This is a genomic window from Flavobacterium luteolum (genome assembly GCF_027111275.1).
GTDB lineage: Bacteria > Bacteroidota > Bacteroidia > Flavobacteriales > Flavobacteriaceae > Flavobacterium > Flavobacterium luteolum.
Genome location: NZ_CP114286.1, coordinates 3,071,802 through 3,088,154, shown reverse-complemented (window position 1 = coordinate 3,088,154; position 16,353 = coordinate 3,071,802). Strand labels below are relative to the sequence as shown.

Here is a 16,353-nt window from a genome sequence, read left to right as displayed (position 1 = left end):
ATTAGTCAAGTCCAACCTTAAAAACTCATCATCAATACAAAAAAATTAATTCACAATATTTCCATTAGCTATCTTAATATTTTTTAGACTATTATCTAAGATAAAAACATTTTCCATCAATGCTCCAAAATAACTATTTGTAACTAGAATTTTTCTGTTTTTCTTATATACAGAACCGCAAGCCATATCAGATTCTATTCGATATAATGCATTTGTCTGTTTATCAAATATTATATAAGAACCATATGTATTGCTAGTAACGAGATTTTTCCTCTCCATAAAAAGAAACAATGGTATTTCAACGTAAACATTAAATCTGCTGGATATGCTAATAGGTACCATGCAAACTTCTGGTTTAGCATCTGACTCTTTATAAATTTCAATTACTTTATTTGAGTTAAATTCACTTAACTCATCTTTTCCTAAAAAAAATTTGATTCTATTAGTTTTTGATATATTAATCTCTGCAACTCCATCTAGTGATTTTAGTAAATTATGAAGTGAAGTCTGTGAATGAGCAGAAAACACTATGAAGTAAACAAACAATATTTTTTTCATTTTGCTTATTTTTATAAAAAACCTAATCTGAAACGTATTCACTTCAAAGTTTTGAAATATTTATAAATCCTCTTCGAATTATCATCAATCTGAGACATTTTTACTTACATTTAATAATAAGCGATTTCTAAATCTAACATTAAATCTATTAATATTATTATTACTATTAAATTTTAGCAAAGCAACTTTTTCATATAAATCGTTGATATTAATTTCTTCCAGTTCGAAATAAAGTTTATCTGTATTATTCTCAAAATAATAAAAACTATCCATTTTATAATTGTAAATGCAAAAAGGCCTATGATCTATTGGTTCGTCAATTAATGCTAGTGAACCGGTATATTTAATAGAATAATCTGGATAAAGATCTGTATTAAACATATCGACACTGTCAATATCACTATAGGGTAAATAAAATTCACAATAATATTTACTCATCCTTTTTTCAAATCTTGTGCGATTTGCATCATCATAATTTACACTAATCAAGAGATTTGAATTTACGTCATAAATATATATTTCGCTTTTACTTAGTATGAGGTCATCGCTTTTCATACTAAAAAGTTGCTTTTTGTCTATCATCAAGTAGATCCAATATTGTTTTCCTTTTTTAATTGGTATAAAAGAAAAATTTTTCTTTGTCTTTTGTAATTTTTTATTTAATCCAACAGTATATTTATCCTTTGTTTTCATCTCAAGAAATGAATTAAAAGATTGAATTTCATTTAGTTTATAATTAGTTTTTTCCTGGGCATTCAAATTAATGTACGAGAAAAAAGCAAGAATCCAAATAATTTTTTTCATGTTTTTTATCTTATTGGCACAGCATTTCCTGATGTAGAGGACAATTTTAAGTCCTTTAAATCTATCGATAACTGCTCCTTTTTCATATTTAGTCCATCCTTTGTAGATTCCATTTGTCAATAGTTTGTTCAAAAAACCTCCTCAAACAAAACCTCCCCAAAAGCAATATACTCCACATCCTGGCTAATGCTTCCGTTCTTGTTTGTAATATACGAAGTACTTCCTAAATGATCAGGATGAAAATAGAAAATATCATTTTCTGGCATTCCTGAAAACTGGATTTCTTGGCCAGCCTGCAGGCGGTTCTTGGTTTTCTTCTACGGGTTTTAAAACTTCACTAGGATAAGGATCTCCTGTAAATTCTGGCGTAGCGTAAATACCTTGTTGCGTTGGAGGAAAATAATAAGCCTCTATATAAAACACAAAAAAACCTCGCAACTTGCGAGGTTATCTTTTTGGCTATTATTTATTAGATTATCTTTTCAGATTCTTGTGGGAGTGGGCGCAAACATCACTAAATTTGAAACACTTCAAAAAAGCTATTATAAATCTATTTTTGTTGTAAGCTCTTTATCAATATTTAGATTTCCCTTTACTCTAACATAGTAAACTTTAGTCTTGTCTGTTAAATTAATAGCATGGATAGTATCCTCAGTATATCTAGTTATTTTCTGCTTGTCTCCCATAACACTTAGTATGGAATCTTTTGATATACTCCATCTATTAATGCTTGGATCAGGAATATCCCAAAATTCCCATCTTTTATTTTTTGTTTTACCAAAAGAATATTTTTTTGAATTTCCATTTTTATCAAAACTAAACGTAAATCCATAATATTGAGCCCTATATCGAGGCCACTCATAATTCCAATATTGAATAGAATCTTTACAGATTAAATATTCTAATTCTTTTTGCTTATTTGTACAACCAATCGAGATAAGTAGGCTTAAAATAATTACCTTTTTCATATTTCTGTATATTTATATTTATTCTTCTGGGAAAGTTAAAGTCTTCAAATGAATAGGATGAGACCCATCCGGTAATTGAACGCTGATACCATTCCCATCAAATTTTGATAAAAGCTGAACTCCATTTTTAGCATTAAGTTTATTAAATTTACCTACTTGAGTTTTAAAATCCTCAAAACTTATCTCTTCTTTCAAATAGGCATTATACATTCTGTTTGCAAAACCTGTAGCTACTGTATATTTATTATCATCGCTTGTGCTATTAAAATCGTCTGTTTGTGACTGCCCTAAATATACATTTGCATGTCTCACAAAGGTGTAATTATTACGGTTTGTTTCTCCCTTGTGCCCAAAATCAGGATTACCTTCATGATCAAGCATACTTCCTAAATCTCTGTAATCATCATATGTTCCTTTCCTTAATTGCTTAGTATTTGTCCAAATGGTATTTGCCCTGTTAGTATATGCACCTGTATTTTCCTCATCCATATTTCTAACTCCATAATACCCTCCGTAACATCTTAAAGAAGCTTCTTTAGCTATTATTCTAGATACCGCATATCTAGTGCCTTTTTTAGTATAGTCAAGTCCTGATAAATACCTTAAGCCGTGTTTTGTTTGTATCATAATTTTAGTGCCTACACCTGTATCTCTAATCAATCTGCCTGAGGCACTATAAATTCTATCCATTCCATCAGGATCTACAAAAGCAATAGGATTATTACCACAATATATATATGAGCTTTCATGCGGATATTTTTCCATTTTTGGATCTGTAGTTAACCAAAGAGAAGTCTTCATATCCAAATATCTAGCCCCATAGTAAGAAAGATTAGTCTCCCTATCCAATTCTTTCCCATTAAATAAATAAGGAGAACTAAATGAGGAACTATGCTCCTCAAACAAAACCTCCCCAAAAGCAATATACTCCACATGCTGGCTAATGCTTCCGTTTTTGGTTGTAATATACGAAGTACTTCCTAAATGATCAGAAAAATAATAAGTCTAACTATAAAACACAAAAAACCTCGCAACTTGCGAGGTTATATTTTTGCTATTCTTTATCGATTATCTTTGGGCCTCACGAAAGGATTCGTGCGGGAGCGAGGGAAAGGCGGATATATCCGCGTGATCGTTTTTTTTCTAAATTTATTCTTTAAATAAATTTCTATATTTTAAACAATCCTTCTTTAGATAAATTATTTTATCAGAATTAAAATTAGAGTAACAATATTTATTACACCTAAAATCAAACTTTGCAACACCAATCATTTTATTTTTTTTATAAAAGATTAAAATATCTTGGTAACAATTTAAACATTTATAATCTGGATAATATTTTCCCGGATTTTGATTTGTAAAAAAATCATCTATCTTTTCTGAGAAGTTATTGCTAATTTCAATTTTTACAAATCCAAAATGCGATAGGTTTTCATAAGTAGTTTTAGCTTTTTTTTCCACAAAATCAGAATAATAAATATCAAATTTTTTAGTTCCATCTGGTGGACCAGGAATATTATAATGATCACTATGATAATATTCTACTTTGTCATAAAAAGAGTTTTGTTTTTTATCTTTAACACAACTAAGAAAGATTAAACTTATTAGAATAGAAGAAATTTTCATTTGAATATTAATTTATTTACTATCGATTATATTTTTTACGTCTTTACTATTTGGCTTCCAGTTCCATGGAAATGATTTAATTACTTTACCATTTTTATAGACATTCCAAGAGCCTTTATTTTTAGTACCATTAGATGCTGTACCCATATATTCTCCTTTTTCATCATATAGTACATTTCCAGTAGCCCCCACGGTAATTAAACCTGTATTTTTATTTTCCTTAGAAAGTGTTTCTGCTATTGAATTCTCTCCGTAAGCACTTCTGCATCCGTGAAGTATTAATATTTCATCTTTTTTAGATAAAAAATCACTTTTAACATTATTACTTGCAAGCCAATTTTTTAAATCTTCAGTATTCCGAATAGCAAAATGTTTTTGTTCTTTTTCGTAAAAAATTGATAAATAAGAAAATCCTTTAGAGTTTTTATCTCCATCAGTATACCATCCGTGAGAATAAATATGTGTTGTATTTTTCTCCTGTTTTTGATTTAATGCATTTTTATATATTGAAGTATTCGTTCTTATATGAGATTGTTCTGTTATTCTGTCAACTCCTCGTAACAAAGGATCTATCTTAGTATTTTTGTTAGCATTAAAAATAGTTCCATTATTTGTAACTTCAGTTTGTTTCCCATTTGGGTCAATGTATTTGATTGGATTTTGATAGCAGTAGATGTAAGAGCTTAGATTTCCACTATAAAAAACCCCTCCATTATGTTGTCCATCAAAATAAAATTCTTCTTCAAATATAGGATTATATAAAGCCAGCGGATCAACATTGAGCCACAAGCTTGTCCTAATATCCAAATACCTCGCCCCATAATAACTCAAATTCGTTTCCCTATCTAACTCCTTCCCATTAAACAAATAAGGCGAAGAAAAACTAGACGAATGCTCCTCAAACAAAACCTCCCCAAAAGCAATATACTCCACATGCTGGCTAATGCTTCCGTTTTTGGTTGTAATATACGAAGTACTTCCCAAATGATCCGGATGGAAATAGAAAATATCATTTTCTGGCATTCCAGTTCCTGTAAAACCTTCATCAGATTTTACGGTTTCTGGTTCAACAGGCGTTCCAAATTGTACCGGCGGTCCTGGAACATCTCCAGGCGAATTAAAATATTAAAGCAAAAAAGATGAGCATTACTGCTCATCTTTAACTTATAGTTCTCTTTTATTTTAATAAGTTATAATTTTAAAAACTCATACCACTAACTCCGAATCAGTAAATTATTAACTATTTAATTATAAAAATCTTTTTATTTGATTGCATACTACCCAGCTCTTTATTTTCCTTCATTTTGGGCAAAACAAACAATTCTTCATCAATATTCTCATTATTATATGCTTCTAAATCATATACTGACTTATAAAAATTATATACCTGTTTCTCAATTTTTATTGGTAATGAGTGAGAAATTTTGAGAAATTCATAAAATTGATCATATTTATAATTTTTAAAAAGATCTGGATTTATACTCAAAAGTCCCTCAGCATAATAATATCGATAAATCCCTGTTTTCCATGCCACTTCAACTATAGAGCAATTAATCTCTCCTACCATTTCTTTTTTTTCTTTTTTTGTAACAATAGGTTTATTCCCCAGTTTTTCTTCCAAATCTAGTGAAACATCTATAGCAGAGACAATATTTGAATTGTCAACAAATCGATAAAGCAAATTATTCTTTTGTAAATATGTATTTATAATACCTATGTCCTTATATTTATAAATATTAAGAAAGTTACCTTTACTTGTATACATATAAGTTATTGTATCAACTGGTATCTCACCTTGTTTTTTCAAATTCTCAATTAAATTATTCTTACTTATCCCATTTATTAAAGTATCACCTAAAGTAGTAGTATTTACAACGTATTCAAGCTTGCCTTCAAAAGATTGAGAATTAATCTGAAGTGCAAAAAAGAAAAAAAAATAAAGAATTAAATTTTTCATTTAGATTTGTTTTTTGTGTTATTAGTAATTTAATGTCTTCTCTATATTCTATTTTTTAATTAACTCATATTCCTGTACTACATAAGTATTAAAAATAGATCTTTTGTACTCCACTCTTAATAAATAATTATCAATAATATTTTTTCTCTGCAAATGGTTATGATTTTGAAATCCGACACTATAAATTTTATCATCAAAATAAAAAAGCAATCTATCTGATCGACCTGAAATGTAATTTGATATTTTACATTTTTTTACTAAAATTTCGTTCTGACTTTTATATATTATAAATTCATTAACTGGAATTTTTAAAATTAAAGCGATATAAATGGAAAAAAAAGAAACCGTTATCATTACGAAAAAATAGTCCCAAATGCTTTTTGTTATTTTGATTTTATCTTTAATCTCTAATACAGATAATATAATAAAGGATAATGAGAATAATATCCAAAAAATATATTTAGGAGAGTTTAATATTAATTGATTGTTTCGTAGATATAATACTATACCTATTAGCAATAAAAAATAAATCCATTTGCTCTTTAAAATTTTATTTATCATTTTCTTTTTGTTTATCTTTTCTATATTGATTTGCTTTTTTTGAAATGGCTCCTTTTTGAACAGCATCTTTTGTCTTTTGTCGTAAAAGGTTATTTGTACCTTTTAATGCTCTGTTCCCTTGTTCTTTTACCTTTTTAAAATAATTTTTAATTCTGGTAGGAGATTCACCATTTTCAACTTTATTTAGCATTTTATTTACTTTACGTATTAAAGCCTTATTTTCAATTTTCAAACTACCCAACATTTCTTCAGCTTTATTGCCAAACCCTTGTTCAACTAGAGTTTCAATTGATGACTCTAAAAATATATTCATTAACCCATCTTCACCTTCCAATAATTTATCCATATCAAAATGCCCATCTGTGTCATATTTCCCTTTACTGTAATTATCAATAATTTTAGTAGTCATTTTAGTTACTGTACCTATTATCATCTTACCTGCTCTTGATTTAGCAAATTTTTGGATTTTAATAGCGGTAGCTGTTCCTGTTGGAGTGACGGATGAAATCGCATAGGATCCAACTGCCCCCCATGTAGCAGAAGCCCACCCAATATCATTATATGCTTCTTGAGATGACTTACCTTCAATTAACATACCTCCAAAGTAATCCATACCTACGTCTAACGCAAAACTCGATACAGCGTCTATTATACCTGTGATAGGATCTTTTCCATCGGGATCAACAAAAACAATCGGATTATTCAAACAATAAACGAAAGCACCTACATTAGGATATTTTTCAGCTAATGGGTCTGCACTCAACCACAAACTAGTTTTAGCATCATAATACCTAGCCCCATAATAACTCAAATTCGTCTCCCTATCCAATTCCTTACCATTAAACAAGTAAGGACTTGAAAAAGTAGAACTATGCTCCTCAAACAAAACCTCCCCAAAAGCAATATACTCCACATGCTGGCTAATGCTTCCGTTTTTGTTGGTAATATACGAAGTACTTCCCAAATGATCCGGATGAAAATAGAAAATATCATTTTCCGGCATACCGGTTCCTGTAAAACCTTCACCAGATTTTACGGTGGTAGGTTCTACCGGCGGTCCAAATTGTACTGGCGGTCCTGGCACATCGCCCGGTGCATTGAAAACTGGATTTCTTGGCCAGCCTGCTGGCGGTTCTTGGTTTTCTTCTACGGGTTTTAAAACTTCACTAGGATAAGGATCTCCTGTAAATTCTGGTGTAGCGTAAATACCTTGTTGTGTTGGAGGTCCAGGAGGCAATCCTAGACTCCTCACATAAGTATCTAATGCTTTTTGCTGTTCTGCTGTCAGTTTGCCGTAATTGACACCTCCTGCTGTTATTTTTAAAGGCTGTGCAAAAGTTCCGTTGCCCAGTTTACTTACAATTCGCCCTGCTCCTTCAAAATAGTGCTTGGTAAATTTCCCTTTGCTTATTACAAAATATGGCGAAACATAACCTGTGTAATCATCTGTATGAACAATGGTTGCGGCTGTTTCACCGTTTATGGCTACATTCTGCGAGTCACCTGAACTTTTTATTACTCTTTCTCCTCCTGCATCATAAGTATATTGGTGAATTCTTCCGTTATCGTTAATTCCCATTAAACGATTTTCTTCGTCCCAAGTCATTTTTCTGAAATTCTTTTCTTCGGTATAGCTTGTTGGGTTTCCGTTTCCATCATACACATATTCTCTTGGCTGTACTTTTCCTGCTTCTGCAATTTTGTTCGGTGCGTTAGGGTGCAGTTCGTTGTCGTAATTATAATCTAATACATATCCTTTTTGCTCATTATTTACAATATGCACCAAATCCTTTTTGGTAATATTATGCATTTTGTTATAGCTCATATTCAGCTCATAACTCGCTTTGGTAAACTCGCCTTGATAAACTGCTTTAGCAGATTTTAAACGGTAAAAATCATCGTACTGGTATTCGTGCGAAGCAGTTCCTCCCAAAGTATTATTAACGATTGGCGCTGTATTTTTTATACTCAATACATTTCCGACCAAATCATAACCGTAGGCATTATTCATAACCTGTCTTGAACCGCTTTTTACTTGCAGCTGCTGTAGTCTGCGCATAACAGGATCGTAGGTATAATTGGTTTCGGTGTCGTTTCCGTATTTTAAATATTTGCGCTGTTCAAATTCATCATAACTCAATTGTTTGATGTAATCGTAGGTATGGCTTTCTTTTTTACCCTGCATGCTTTGCAAGTTTCCTGCGCGGTTATAGGTATATTCTACCACTTCGCCATCTGGATATATCATTTTCTGAATACGATTCCAGGTATCGTATTCGTATTGAGAAATATAAGTCTGTATATCTGTAGGCGTAATACGGAGGGTTCGAATTTCTTTTTCCACCTCTCCTAGTTTACCATAGAAAAATTCCTGACCACCGCTGGCATCTTGCACAAACCACAATCTGCCTCGGCGAGATGGTGTACCGTCTGCTTTACCATAATTGTACTGCACGTTGTTTTGCGGGTTTTTAGGATATTTGATACTCTCTAAACGGTTGTAATTGTACACGTATTGTATAGCGCCTCCATTAGGAACTGTATTTTTAATGTCTTGTGTAATACGAGTAGTCAAATTACCTGCTAAATCATATTCCATTTTCGTTGTTCCAGCATCTGGATGCGTAAATTCGATGCGTCTTCCGAGCCAATCGTACGTACTTTTGGTGATATGATCCATGGCATCGGTAACTTTGATCATTTCGCCTAATGCATTAGTGTCAAATTTCGTTGTCAAATCGTTTTGCATACTGGCTACATTCTGTCCTGTAGCATCGGTATACGTAGTATTGGTTTTGTTTAATGCATCGGTTTGTGTAGTTTTTAATACTGGAAGACCATCATAACTTTCTAAAGCAAAAACTGTAATATTGGAACTTCCGTCTGGCAAGGTTACTTTTATGGGGCGGTTTACTTCATCATAATCTGTTTTCGTTGGTGCGACAGTAGAAACTGCCGTACTGAAATTATTGTCTAAAGTTGTACTTGTGGTTGGGTAATAACTGGTTATAGCTCTTCCTAATCCATCATAAATTATTTTTCCAGAAATAATATGCGCTTCTTGATCGGCGCTTCCTGCAGCGGTAAATAAACTGGCAGTTTTTTTAACCTGCAAAGCTCTTCCTAATCCGTCTGTATAAGTATAAGTCTCAATATCTTTATCCAATTCTGGATCGTAATTTCTGGTTTTGGCATACGGCACTTTGGCTTCTGGGAAATACTCATAAGCAATCGTATACGGTTTACCCGAAGCAATTTCATAAGGCGCACGAATCGTTGCAATACGGCCTTTTGTATCCAAAGTATAATCTGTACTTTGATCGTTACGGTCTGTTGTTTTAACTGGTACTCCAAAACGGTAATTGTATTCCATTTTGTTTTGATAACCAAAAGCATCTTTAATCTCCGTCATGTACTGATGATTTTCTGCATCGTATACATATTCTAAAGTCATACGCTGGTCTTTGTGATTTGAAGGACCTGTAATTTTCTGCAAGTTTCCGTATGCATCGTATTCAATATCGGTAATCGCAATTTTATCTGCTGAAGCGTAATTTTTAATCTGCGTCACTTCGGCAGTTGTCGTATTGATGGTTGTCGCTCTTTTTCGGCGTAGACCATCGGTTGTAAATACTTCTAATTGTTTTGGAATACCGCCATAATAAGGCGTTGTACTTTCGTAATAACTGATTTTTGCGGTTACTTTATCAGCCGCGGCACCGTTGCCTAAATCTTCGTATTGAATAATGTTTCCGTTAGCATCATACGTATTAAAAGTATTCGTTTCCAGATAATCGCTACCGCCTTCATAGACTTTCTGATTGGCATGAATTAATCCAACAAAAATACGTTTGGCATCGCAAGAAGGTAAATTCAATTCTGAAACGGCAACGCTCGCCTGTGTTGCCACATCTATAAAACTATATTCATTTTCAGACTCCTGGCGTATTTTTCCGTTTTTGTCTAACGTATAACTGTGTTTCAACAGATTTTTTCTGAAATAATCCTGATTGTAAAACTCCTGAACAGTCGTCATAAAAACCGAATTGTCTGCTGCATCAATCTGTTCCTGAGTTACTTTTCCGAAACCGTAAAACTCTCTTTCACGACGATCCTGATAACCGTCTTCGTATCTGAATTTGGCAATAGAATGATCAATTCCGTCACCAGTATGTCCGTCAAAAACATCAACACTTTGTAAAACCCATTTTGCTGAAGGGTTTTCGTAGCTTGGTTTTAGTAATTCGTAATCTACAGTATAACTGTTTCCCGCGCCATTTGTAACGCTTTTTAGTTTATTGGTTCTTTTAATGTTAGACAATTGTGCTGTTAAATGACCGTCGTCTTTCGAAACCACATAATCTAAATTTCCATCGCCGTCGATATCCATAAAAGTACCTTCAGAACGGTTGGTACTCCAGCCTTTGCTTCCTCCTATTGTTGGTGTAATACGCAAGAACCAAGCAATTATATCCAATGATACATTTGCATTTAATCCATAACTCACGCCTTTATTCTGACTCATTTCTGGAAATCTAGGATACACAACCGGCGCATCAAACGAGTTTCCTAAGTTTAAAGAAACCAACATAGTGCTGCCTACATATCTAATCTTATCTGCAAGTCCGTCACCATTAATATCCATAAAAGATTCATCACTATCCGACTGTGATCTGGCATAATTGGCTCCACCAGAAATTGATCCCTGTTTAATGCTGTATCCTAAACCTGCGCTCCAATCTGTAGAATTTCCTTTGTTGATACTCGCTAGGTTCCATTTTTCTGCTGGCAAAAAGCCGTAACCTGTATTTAAAAACACATCTCCAGATTCTGTTATTTTATCTGGCAGTCCATCGCCATTAATATCGCTATGAATCAGTACAGAACGGTCCTCACCTTTACCCTGTGAAGCACTCACAGAAATGCTGTTCCCTCCTTTTTCAGCTTCTTTTGAGGCCGTTTCTTTTGCAGAATCCCCTTTTACTTTCGATTTTGCCACAGTAACACTCATAGAATTGGATGGCGCACCGTGACTGTAGCTTCCACCAAAATTAGGTCCTTCAGAGCTTGTTCTAGAATGACTGAAATTATCTCCAATATTTACGATTTGGTCCGAAACTTTTCCGACAGGCGCTGTCAATTGTATATTTCCTCCACGAATATAATCTGGAAAACGGTCACCATTAAAATCGCTCATGGTCTGGGTCATATACGAATCTCCGTCAATCGATTTACTGTATCCAAAACTTGCTGAACCTCCTGCAGAAACTCCCCCAGAAATACTTTTACTTTTACTTTCGCTGATCATATCTAAAGCAGAAGTGCTTCCTCCCTGCAGATTCGGAAGAGTAAAATCGGTATAATCAGCAATATCATCTTCTCCTAATCTCGATGTCCCGATGGTTTGTCCTTTAATGTAAATTCCTTCTTCTAGACCTTCCCATTTGTATTTACTATAAGACGGATTTAATGATACAAAATAACTATCAGCAATTTCATAACCTTTTCCATCATAATTATCAGGATCTGTATTGTTTAAATCTGGTTCTGTATTGTAAGCATCTGACTGTTTTAAAAGCGTTTGATCAATAGTATTGGAAGCTAAATTTCCGTTAATCACAAATCCGCCCCATTGACGATGGTACAAACCGAAAGTTCTTTCATCAGCGTTTAAAAGACTATAAATGGCAAAATCATCTGTTGCAGTATTTGAAATTACATCATCTGTTAAATCGGCTATATCCTTTAAATCGGTAATCTGAACTTGAATATTTAAGGCATTGGTTTTTGGATAGTTTTTAATAATGGTCACAGACTGCGCATTAGAAACCGTCATTTCCAATTGAATTGGAGTTCCTAAAACAGCATCAGGATAGTTGACCGCATTATCAAAAGTATTATTCACTAAAACCATGGTTCCTGCTGTGATTCTGTAACGATTGCGTGCCAATAAAACATTATTTTGTTTAGCCGAAATAATTACATCTCCATTATAATTATTAATATTTCCAGGATATTGGAAAGGTGTTGCCAACACTAAATCCTGTGGTAATATGCTCAGTTTTACTTTTCCGTTTACCGTTGAAGTTATTCCTGGAATATTATAATTTCCTTCTCTTTTATTGTATAAAGTATGTGAAACTTCCATAGGAACTTCTTCTGCAACACCACCTGCATAAGCTGGCACTGTAACCGTTGGAGCAAAAGAAATAGTTTGCCAATTGATGTTGGTTTCGGTTTGAAGAGCCAAACTAATCTGCGTTTCGGCTTCAAATGCAGGGAGATTTACTGACGCTAAATTAAATGATGCTACTTCATTAGCTAAAAAAGTCTTTTCAAAAACAACTACAGCTGGATTGGTCTGATCCAAATAGCTTTTCGTAATAACCAATTTAATATGATCTGATGTCACTGGTTTGTTTAAAATTCCTTTTAATACAACGTTGCCAGCAGTAGCAATTGTTTTTCCTGCAACAGAACTGCTGAAAAAATCTGCATTTGCATTATATGAAGCCAAAGAATACTCATTGACATCTTTTAAAGTGGCAGGAATTATAAAATCGCTCTCCGTTACATTTCCACTTGAACTGCGGTCAAAATGTTTTACTTGCGAATAAGTGACAACAGGATTCCAATTTACAGCATCAAAATTTCCATCCTTTACCGAACTTACTCTAAAGTATAATCGTTCTCCTTTTTCTACAGCAATTCCAGTATTTTGTTTCGTTTTAATGGCATAATCTTTTGGACCTATCGCCTCATTCCAAAGCAATTGGTTTCCTTTTTGAAAATACAAACGAACACCGTCTGCTTTATCATTTCCTGCATTATTTACGTATGCTGCACGAGCTTTTATTCCATCAGGAGTGGTATCTTCAATTAATTGGTATTGATGCGAAACAGACACTATTCCTTTTACAGGCGCTTCCCACATACGCACCACATCATGAAGTGGATTCTGTTTTTCGATTTCTTCTGCAGAAATCGTAGTAAAACCTGGAATTGTTATATCTCCTCCTCCAAAAACGGGCGAAGGTGTTCCTGTACTGCTATTTCTAAAAGTTGGTACTCCATTCTCCAATCGGTTATAATATACTTGTCCGTTTTTAACAAAATCTACCAAACCGTCTCCATTAAAATCCATAAAATACGCTTTAGTTTTATTGGTAGATCTTTGCTGATCGTAACCAATATTTCCATATTTCAGATTTAAGTCGACACCCCAATTGAATGAAGTTGATTTTGAAAATCCAACATCACTAATATTAATTTCTTGTAGTTCACCAAAACCTAATTGTCCCGAACCAGCCAAATTTTTTCGGTAATAAACACCATTTTTATTCTTGAAAACTTTGTCTGGCAATCCGTCACCATCTAAATCTTCTAGACTTACTGCTGTATCAGATGATCCCCAACTGTTTCCTCCGTGACCTCCAACCGTAAAGCCTTTCAAACTTCCTGCATTAGTTGCCAAACCAATTCCAAGACGGTAACTTACGCCATTTGTAGCTCCTTCTGAACTGCTGACTAAAGAGTGTTTTCCTGAAAAAAGCACATCGCTGAAAGCTGGAATCGAGCTATTTTTTAAATTATCATTTGGAACATTCCAAACTTGTTCCGCTCCAAACGGACTGTACTTTCCTGATGCGTCACGAACATCATCAAAGTAATCTAATTTATTCGTATAAAACAGTTTAGACTCTGAATCGTATTCTAAAATGGACTCTAGCAAAGTCTTTTTGAAAGCACCTTCTTTAAATTTCAATTCGTAACTGCGAACCAGGTCATTTTTGTAGCGGACTTCTATTTTTCGTAATAATTGATTATTCAGCTGTTTAAAACCTAATCTAGCTGAAACCTGAACATCTGTTCGGTTTGCTTCACCAAGATCTGAGTTTTTTACGAAAGTGACACTGTAATTTCCTTTTTGCGATCCAGAACCAGTATAGTATACTTTTTTAAGATACAATTCGCCATCGCGTTTGTCGTATTCGTACTCTACTGTATTCCCTTTTAAATCGACTTGAAGACAAAGTGCCCAATGTCCGATATTTCCATTTGCGTCCTGCAAAACACTATTAACCGCAAGTCCGGATTGTGTTCCTCCATAATAACTCGCAACACCACTCTTATCTTTTACAATCCAATAATAATTTTTAGGAGATGATCCTTTACGGATAATCTGCTGAAAAGCACCTTCTCTTCTTGGATAAAACTGCTTATCAGCAGTCCTGGCAATCCATTCTGCTCTATGTGAGTTCGGAATCAAAGCTTCTCCTGCAACAGCATAACTTTCTGTTTCATTAACTGCATCATATCTTGGTGCTCCCCAGCGTGTTTCAATACTTACTGCCGGCGCCGAAATATCCCATCCCATTCCTGCCCAGCTCTGTCCGCCGTCACTATCATACTGTAAGTTAAAAGACGGTTGCATACCACCTCGCCCATTCGGAATAACGATGGAAAAACCTGTACTCATGGTTCCTCTTCCGTTTGCCGAAGGCGGTGCAATAGATTGGATTCCTACCAACGGACTGGCCGCTTTTAGATCTTTAATGCTTGTTGGTGTGTAACCCGAAGTTTCAGGCGATTCGGGCATTTTGATAATTCCCGCAATAAAATCTGTAAAATGGGTTGTTTTGGCCTTAATAATTCCTTGTTTGATGTCAAGAGAATCTTTGGTTACTTCCTGCCAAAGACGTTTGTTCTCGTCAAAATAAAATACATTGATGTCTTTTTCTGTATAACCTTCGGGAATTGTTTTTTTATCGTAAGGAAGTGAAAGTGTTACGGCTTTCTCAAAAATAGTTCCGTGTGGCAGTAAACGAAAACCTGCATTTATAGCGGTCACATTTACCATTGCCGAGTTTAATGGCGCAATATCAATTTTACGTAAACCGCTTACCGATACTTTTACATTATTTTTTAAAGCGCCGGCAGGAAAAACAGCCAAGAAATCTTTATATTCTAAAGCATTAGCTGTTTCAAAATTGATGATTTTTGAAACACGTTCTTTTGCACTCTCAATTGGTCTGAAACTTTCTACATTAGAAAATTGCTTTACTTTTATTTCTTCATTTAGAATAACTCCCGAAGCAGTTTCTTTTAAAACTGAGACAGATTCTCCGATCTTTTCAGCATCCAAAACCAATTCAAATTCCGGCTGAGTGACATCTATCGTAATTCCGGCAATAGTCATTTTTTTTAACTGAGAAGGAAAATTAGTTCCTTTGATATATAATTTATCAGCTGCTTTTAAAAGCGTAAAATTGGAATTCTGATTTCCGTTTTTATATACTATTCGTACATTTTTAATTTTGTATCCATTCGCAGTTCCTTCAGGAGCGGTAAACAAAAGCACGTTATCTCCTATTCGCAATGATTTTTCAGATAATAATTCAGACTGACTAGTCCATGCTTTGTTATAAGACAAAAATTGCCCTCCAATACTGGGCTGGTTGTTTAAACTTCTGGAAATTGAGGCTGCTTGATCGTAACCGAATAATTCGTATTCTAAATAAGCGTTTTCATTTTGTGCGGGAAGTTCATCTACTTTTAAATGAAAAACATTATCGTAGGCATCATCAATATCTTCAGGATTGTCAACCCCAATTATACCTTCTTTAATATCAGCTGCGAATAACTTTGTGGTTTTATTTTCATTTTTTTGAATAACCGTAGAATCAGAGACTGAAACCTCCTTTTCTTCCACTGTGTTTTCAGAAAACAGAGAAGCTATTTTATATTCGCTGATATTAGCGGCAAACAAAAATGCTCCTATTAAAAATACCAATACTATAATTCTATTTTTCATAAGTAGATTAAATCGATTTGAGGCAATCGGTTTATATTATTGAATTTGACGAATACTTTCTTTGT

The 16,353-nt window shown here is 33.7% G+C and carries 10 protein-coding genes; all 10 read right to left on the bottom strand.

Annotated elements, in window-relative coordinates:
* Nucleotides 1-45: 45 nt before the first annotated feature.
* A complete protein-coding gene (locus tag OZP10_RS13285) occupies nucleotides 46-558 on the bottom strand; it encodes a hypothetical protein (RefSeq protein ID WP_281631311.1) in 513 nt (170 codons plus the stop codon).
* An 84-nt stretch (nucleotides 559-642) separates the two neighbouring features.
* Complete coding sequence (locus tag OZP10_RS13280; protein ID WP_281631310.1) at nucleotides 643-1,362, bottom strand: hypothetical protein; 720 nt, start codon at nucleotides 1,360-1,362, stop codon at nucleotides 643-645.
* Nucleotides 1,363-1,614: 252 nt separating this feature from the next.
* Nucleotides 1,615-1,800, bottom strand: a complete 186-nt coding sequence (locus tag OZP10_RS13275; protein ID WP_281631309.1) for a hypothetical protein — start codon at nucleotides 1,798-1,800, stop codon at nucleotides 1,615-1,617.
* 104 nt (nucleotides 1,801-1,904) lie between these two features.
* Nucleotides 1,905-2,330, bottom strand: a complete 426-nt coding sequence (locus tag OZP10_RS13270; RefSeq protein ID WP_281631308.1) for a hypothetical protein — start codon at nucleotides 2,328-2,330, stop codon at nucleotides 1,905-1,907.
* An 18-nt stretch (nucleotides 2,331-2,348) separates the two neighbouring features.
* On the bottom strand, nucleotides 2,349-3,263 hold the full coding sequence (locus tag OZP10_RS13265) for an RHS repeat-associated core domain-containing protein (RefSeq protein WP_281631307.1): 915 nt from the start codon (nucleotides 3,261-3,263) through the stop codon (nucleotides 2,349-2,351).
* 216 nt (nucleotides 3,264-3,479) lie between these two features.
* Nucleotides 3,480-3,956, bottom strand: coding sequence for a hypothetical protein (locus OZP10_RS13260; protein ID WP_281631306.1), 477 nt, complete (start codon nucleotides 3,954-3,956; stop codon nucleotides 3,480-3,482).
* A 12-nt stretch (nucleotides 3,957-3,968) separates the two neighbouring features.
* The gene (locus tag OZP10_RS13255) at nucleotides 3,969-4,979 is read right to left on the bottom strand and encodes an RHS repeat domain-containing protein (protein ID WP_281631305.1); all 1,011 of its coding nucleotides are present in this window, start codon (nucleotides 4,977-4,979) and stop codon (nucleotides 3,969-3,971) included.
* 217 nt (nucleotides 4,980-5,196) lie between these two features.
* Nucleotides 5,197-5,913 (bottom strand): hypothetical protein, encoded by a 717-nt coding sequence (locus OZP10_RS13250; RefSeq protein WP_281631304.1) that lies wholly within the window; start codon nucleotides 5,911-5,913, stop codon nucleotides 5,197-5,199.
* A 48-nt stretch (nucleotides 5,914-5,961) separates the two neighbouring features.
* Nucleotides 5,962-6,474: a hypothetical protein gene (locus tag OZP10_RS13245; protein ID WP_281631303.1), complete on the bottom strand. Its 513-nt coding sequence runs from the start codon at nucleotides 6,472-6,474 to the stop codon at nucleotides 5,962-5,964.
* The gene (locus OZP10_RS13240; RefSeq protein WP_281631302.1) at nucleotides 6,464-16,288 is read right to left on the bottom strand and encodes a SpvB/TcaC N-terminal domain-containing protein; all 9,825 of its coding nucleotides are present in this window, start codon (nucleotides 16,286-16,288) and stop codon (nucleotides 6,464-6,466) included. Before OZP10_RS13240 ends, OZP10_RS13245 begins: the two co-directional genes overlap by 11 nt.
* Nucleotides 16,289-16,353 lie beyond the last annotated feature (65 nt).

Excerpts from the sequence above, each read along its gene's own strand:
- OZP10_RS13250 (WP_281631304.1), bottom strand. The coding sequence starts at position 5,913 with ATGAAAAATTTAATTCTTTATTTTTTTTTCTTTTTTGCACTTCAGATT.
- OZP10_RS13280 (WP_281631310.1), bottom strand. The coding sequence starts at position 1,362 with ATGAAAAAAATTATTTGGATTCTTGCTTTTTTCTCGTACATTAATTTG.
- OZP10_RS13260 (WP_281631306.1), bottom strand. The coding sequence starts at position 3,956 with ATGAAAATTTCTTCTATTCTAATAAGTTTAATCTTTCTTAGTTGTGTT.
- OZP10_RS13285 (WP_281631311.1), bottom strand. The coding sequence starts at position 558 with ATGAAAAAAATATTGTTTGTTTACTTCATAGTGTTTTCTGCTCATTCA.
- OZP10_RS13245 (WP_281631303.1), bottom strand. The coding sequence starts at position 6,474 with ATGATAAATAAAATTTTAAAGAGCAAATGGATTTATTTTTTATTGCTA.
- OZP10_RS13255 (WP_281631305.1), bottom strand. The coding sequence starts at position 4,979 with ATGCCAGAAAATGATATTTTCTATTTCCATCCGGATCATTTGGGAAGT.
- OZP10_RS13270 (WP_281631308.1), bottom strand. The coding sequence starts at position 2,330 with ATGAAAAAGGTAATTATTTTAAGCCTACTTATCTCGATTGGTTGTACA.
- OZP10_RS13240 (WP_281631302.1), bottom strand. The coding sequence starts at position 16,288 with ATGAAAAATAGAATTATAGTATTGGTATTTTTAATAGGAGCATTTTTG.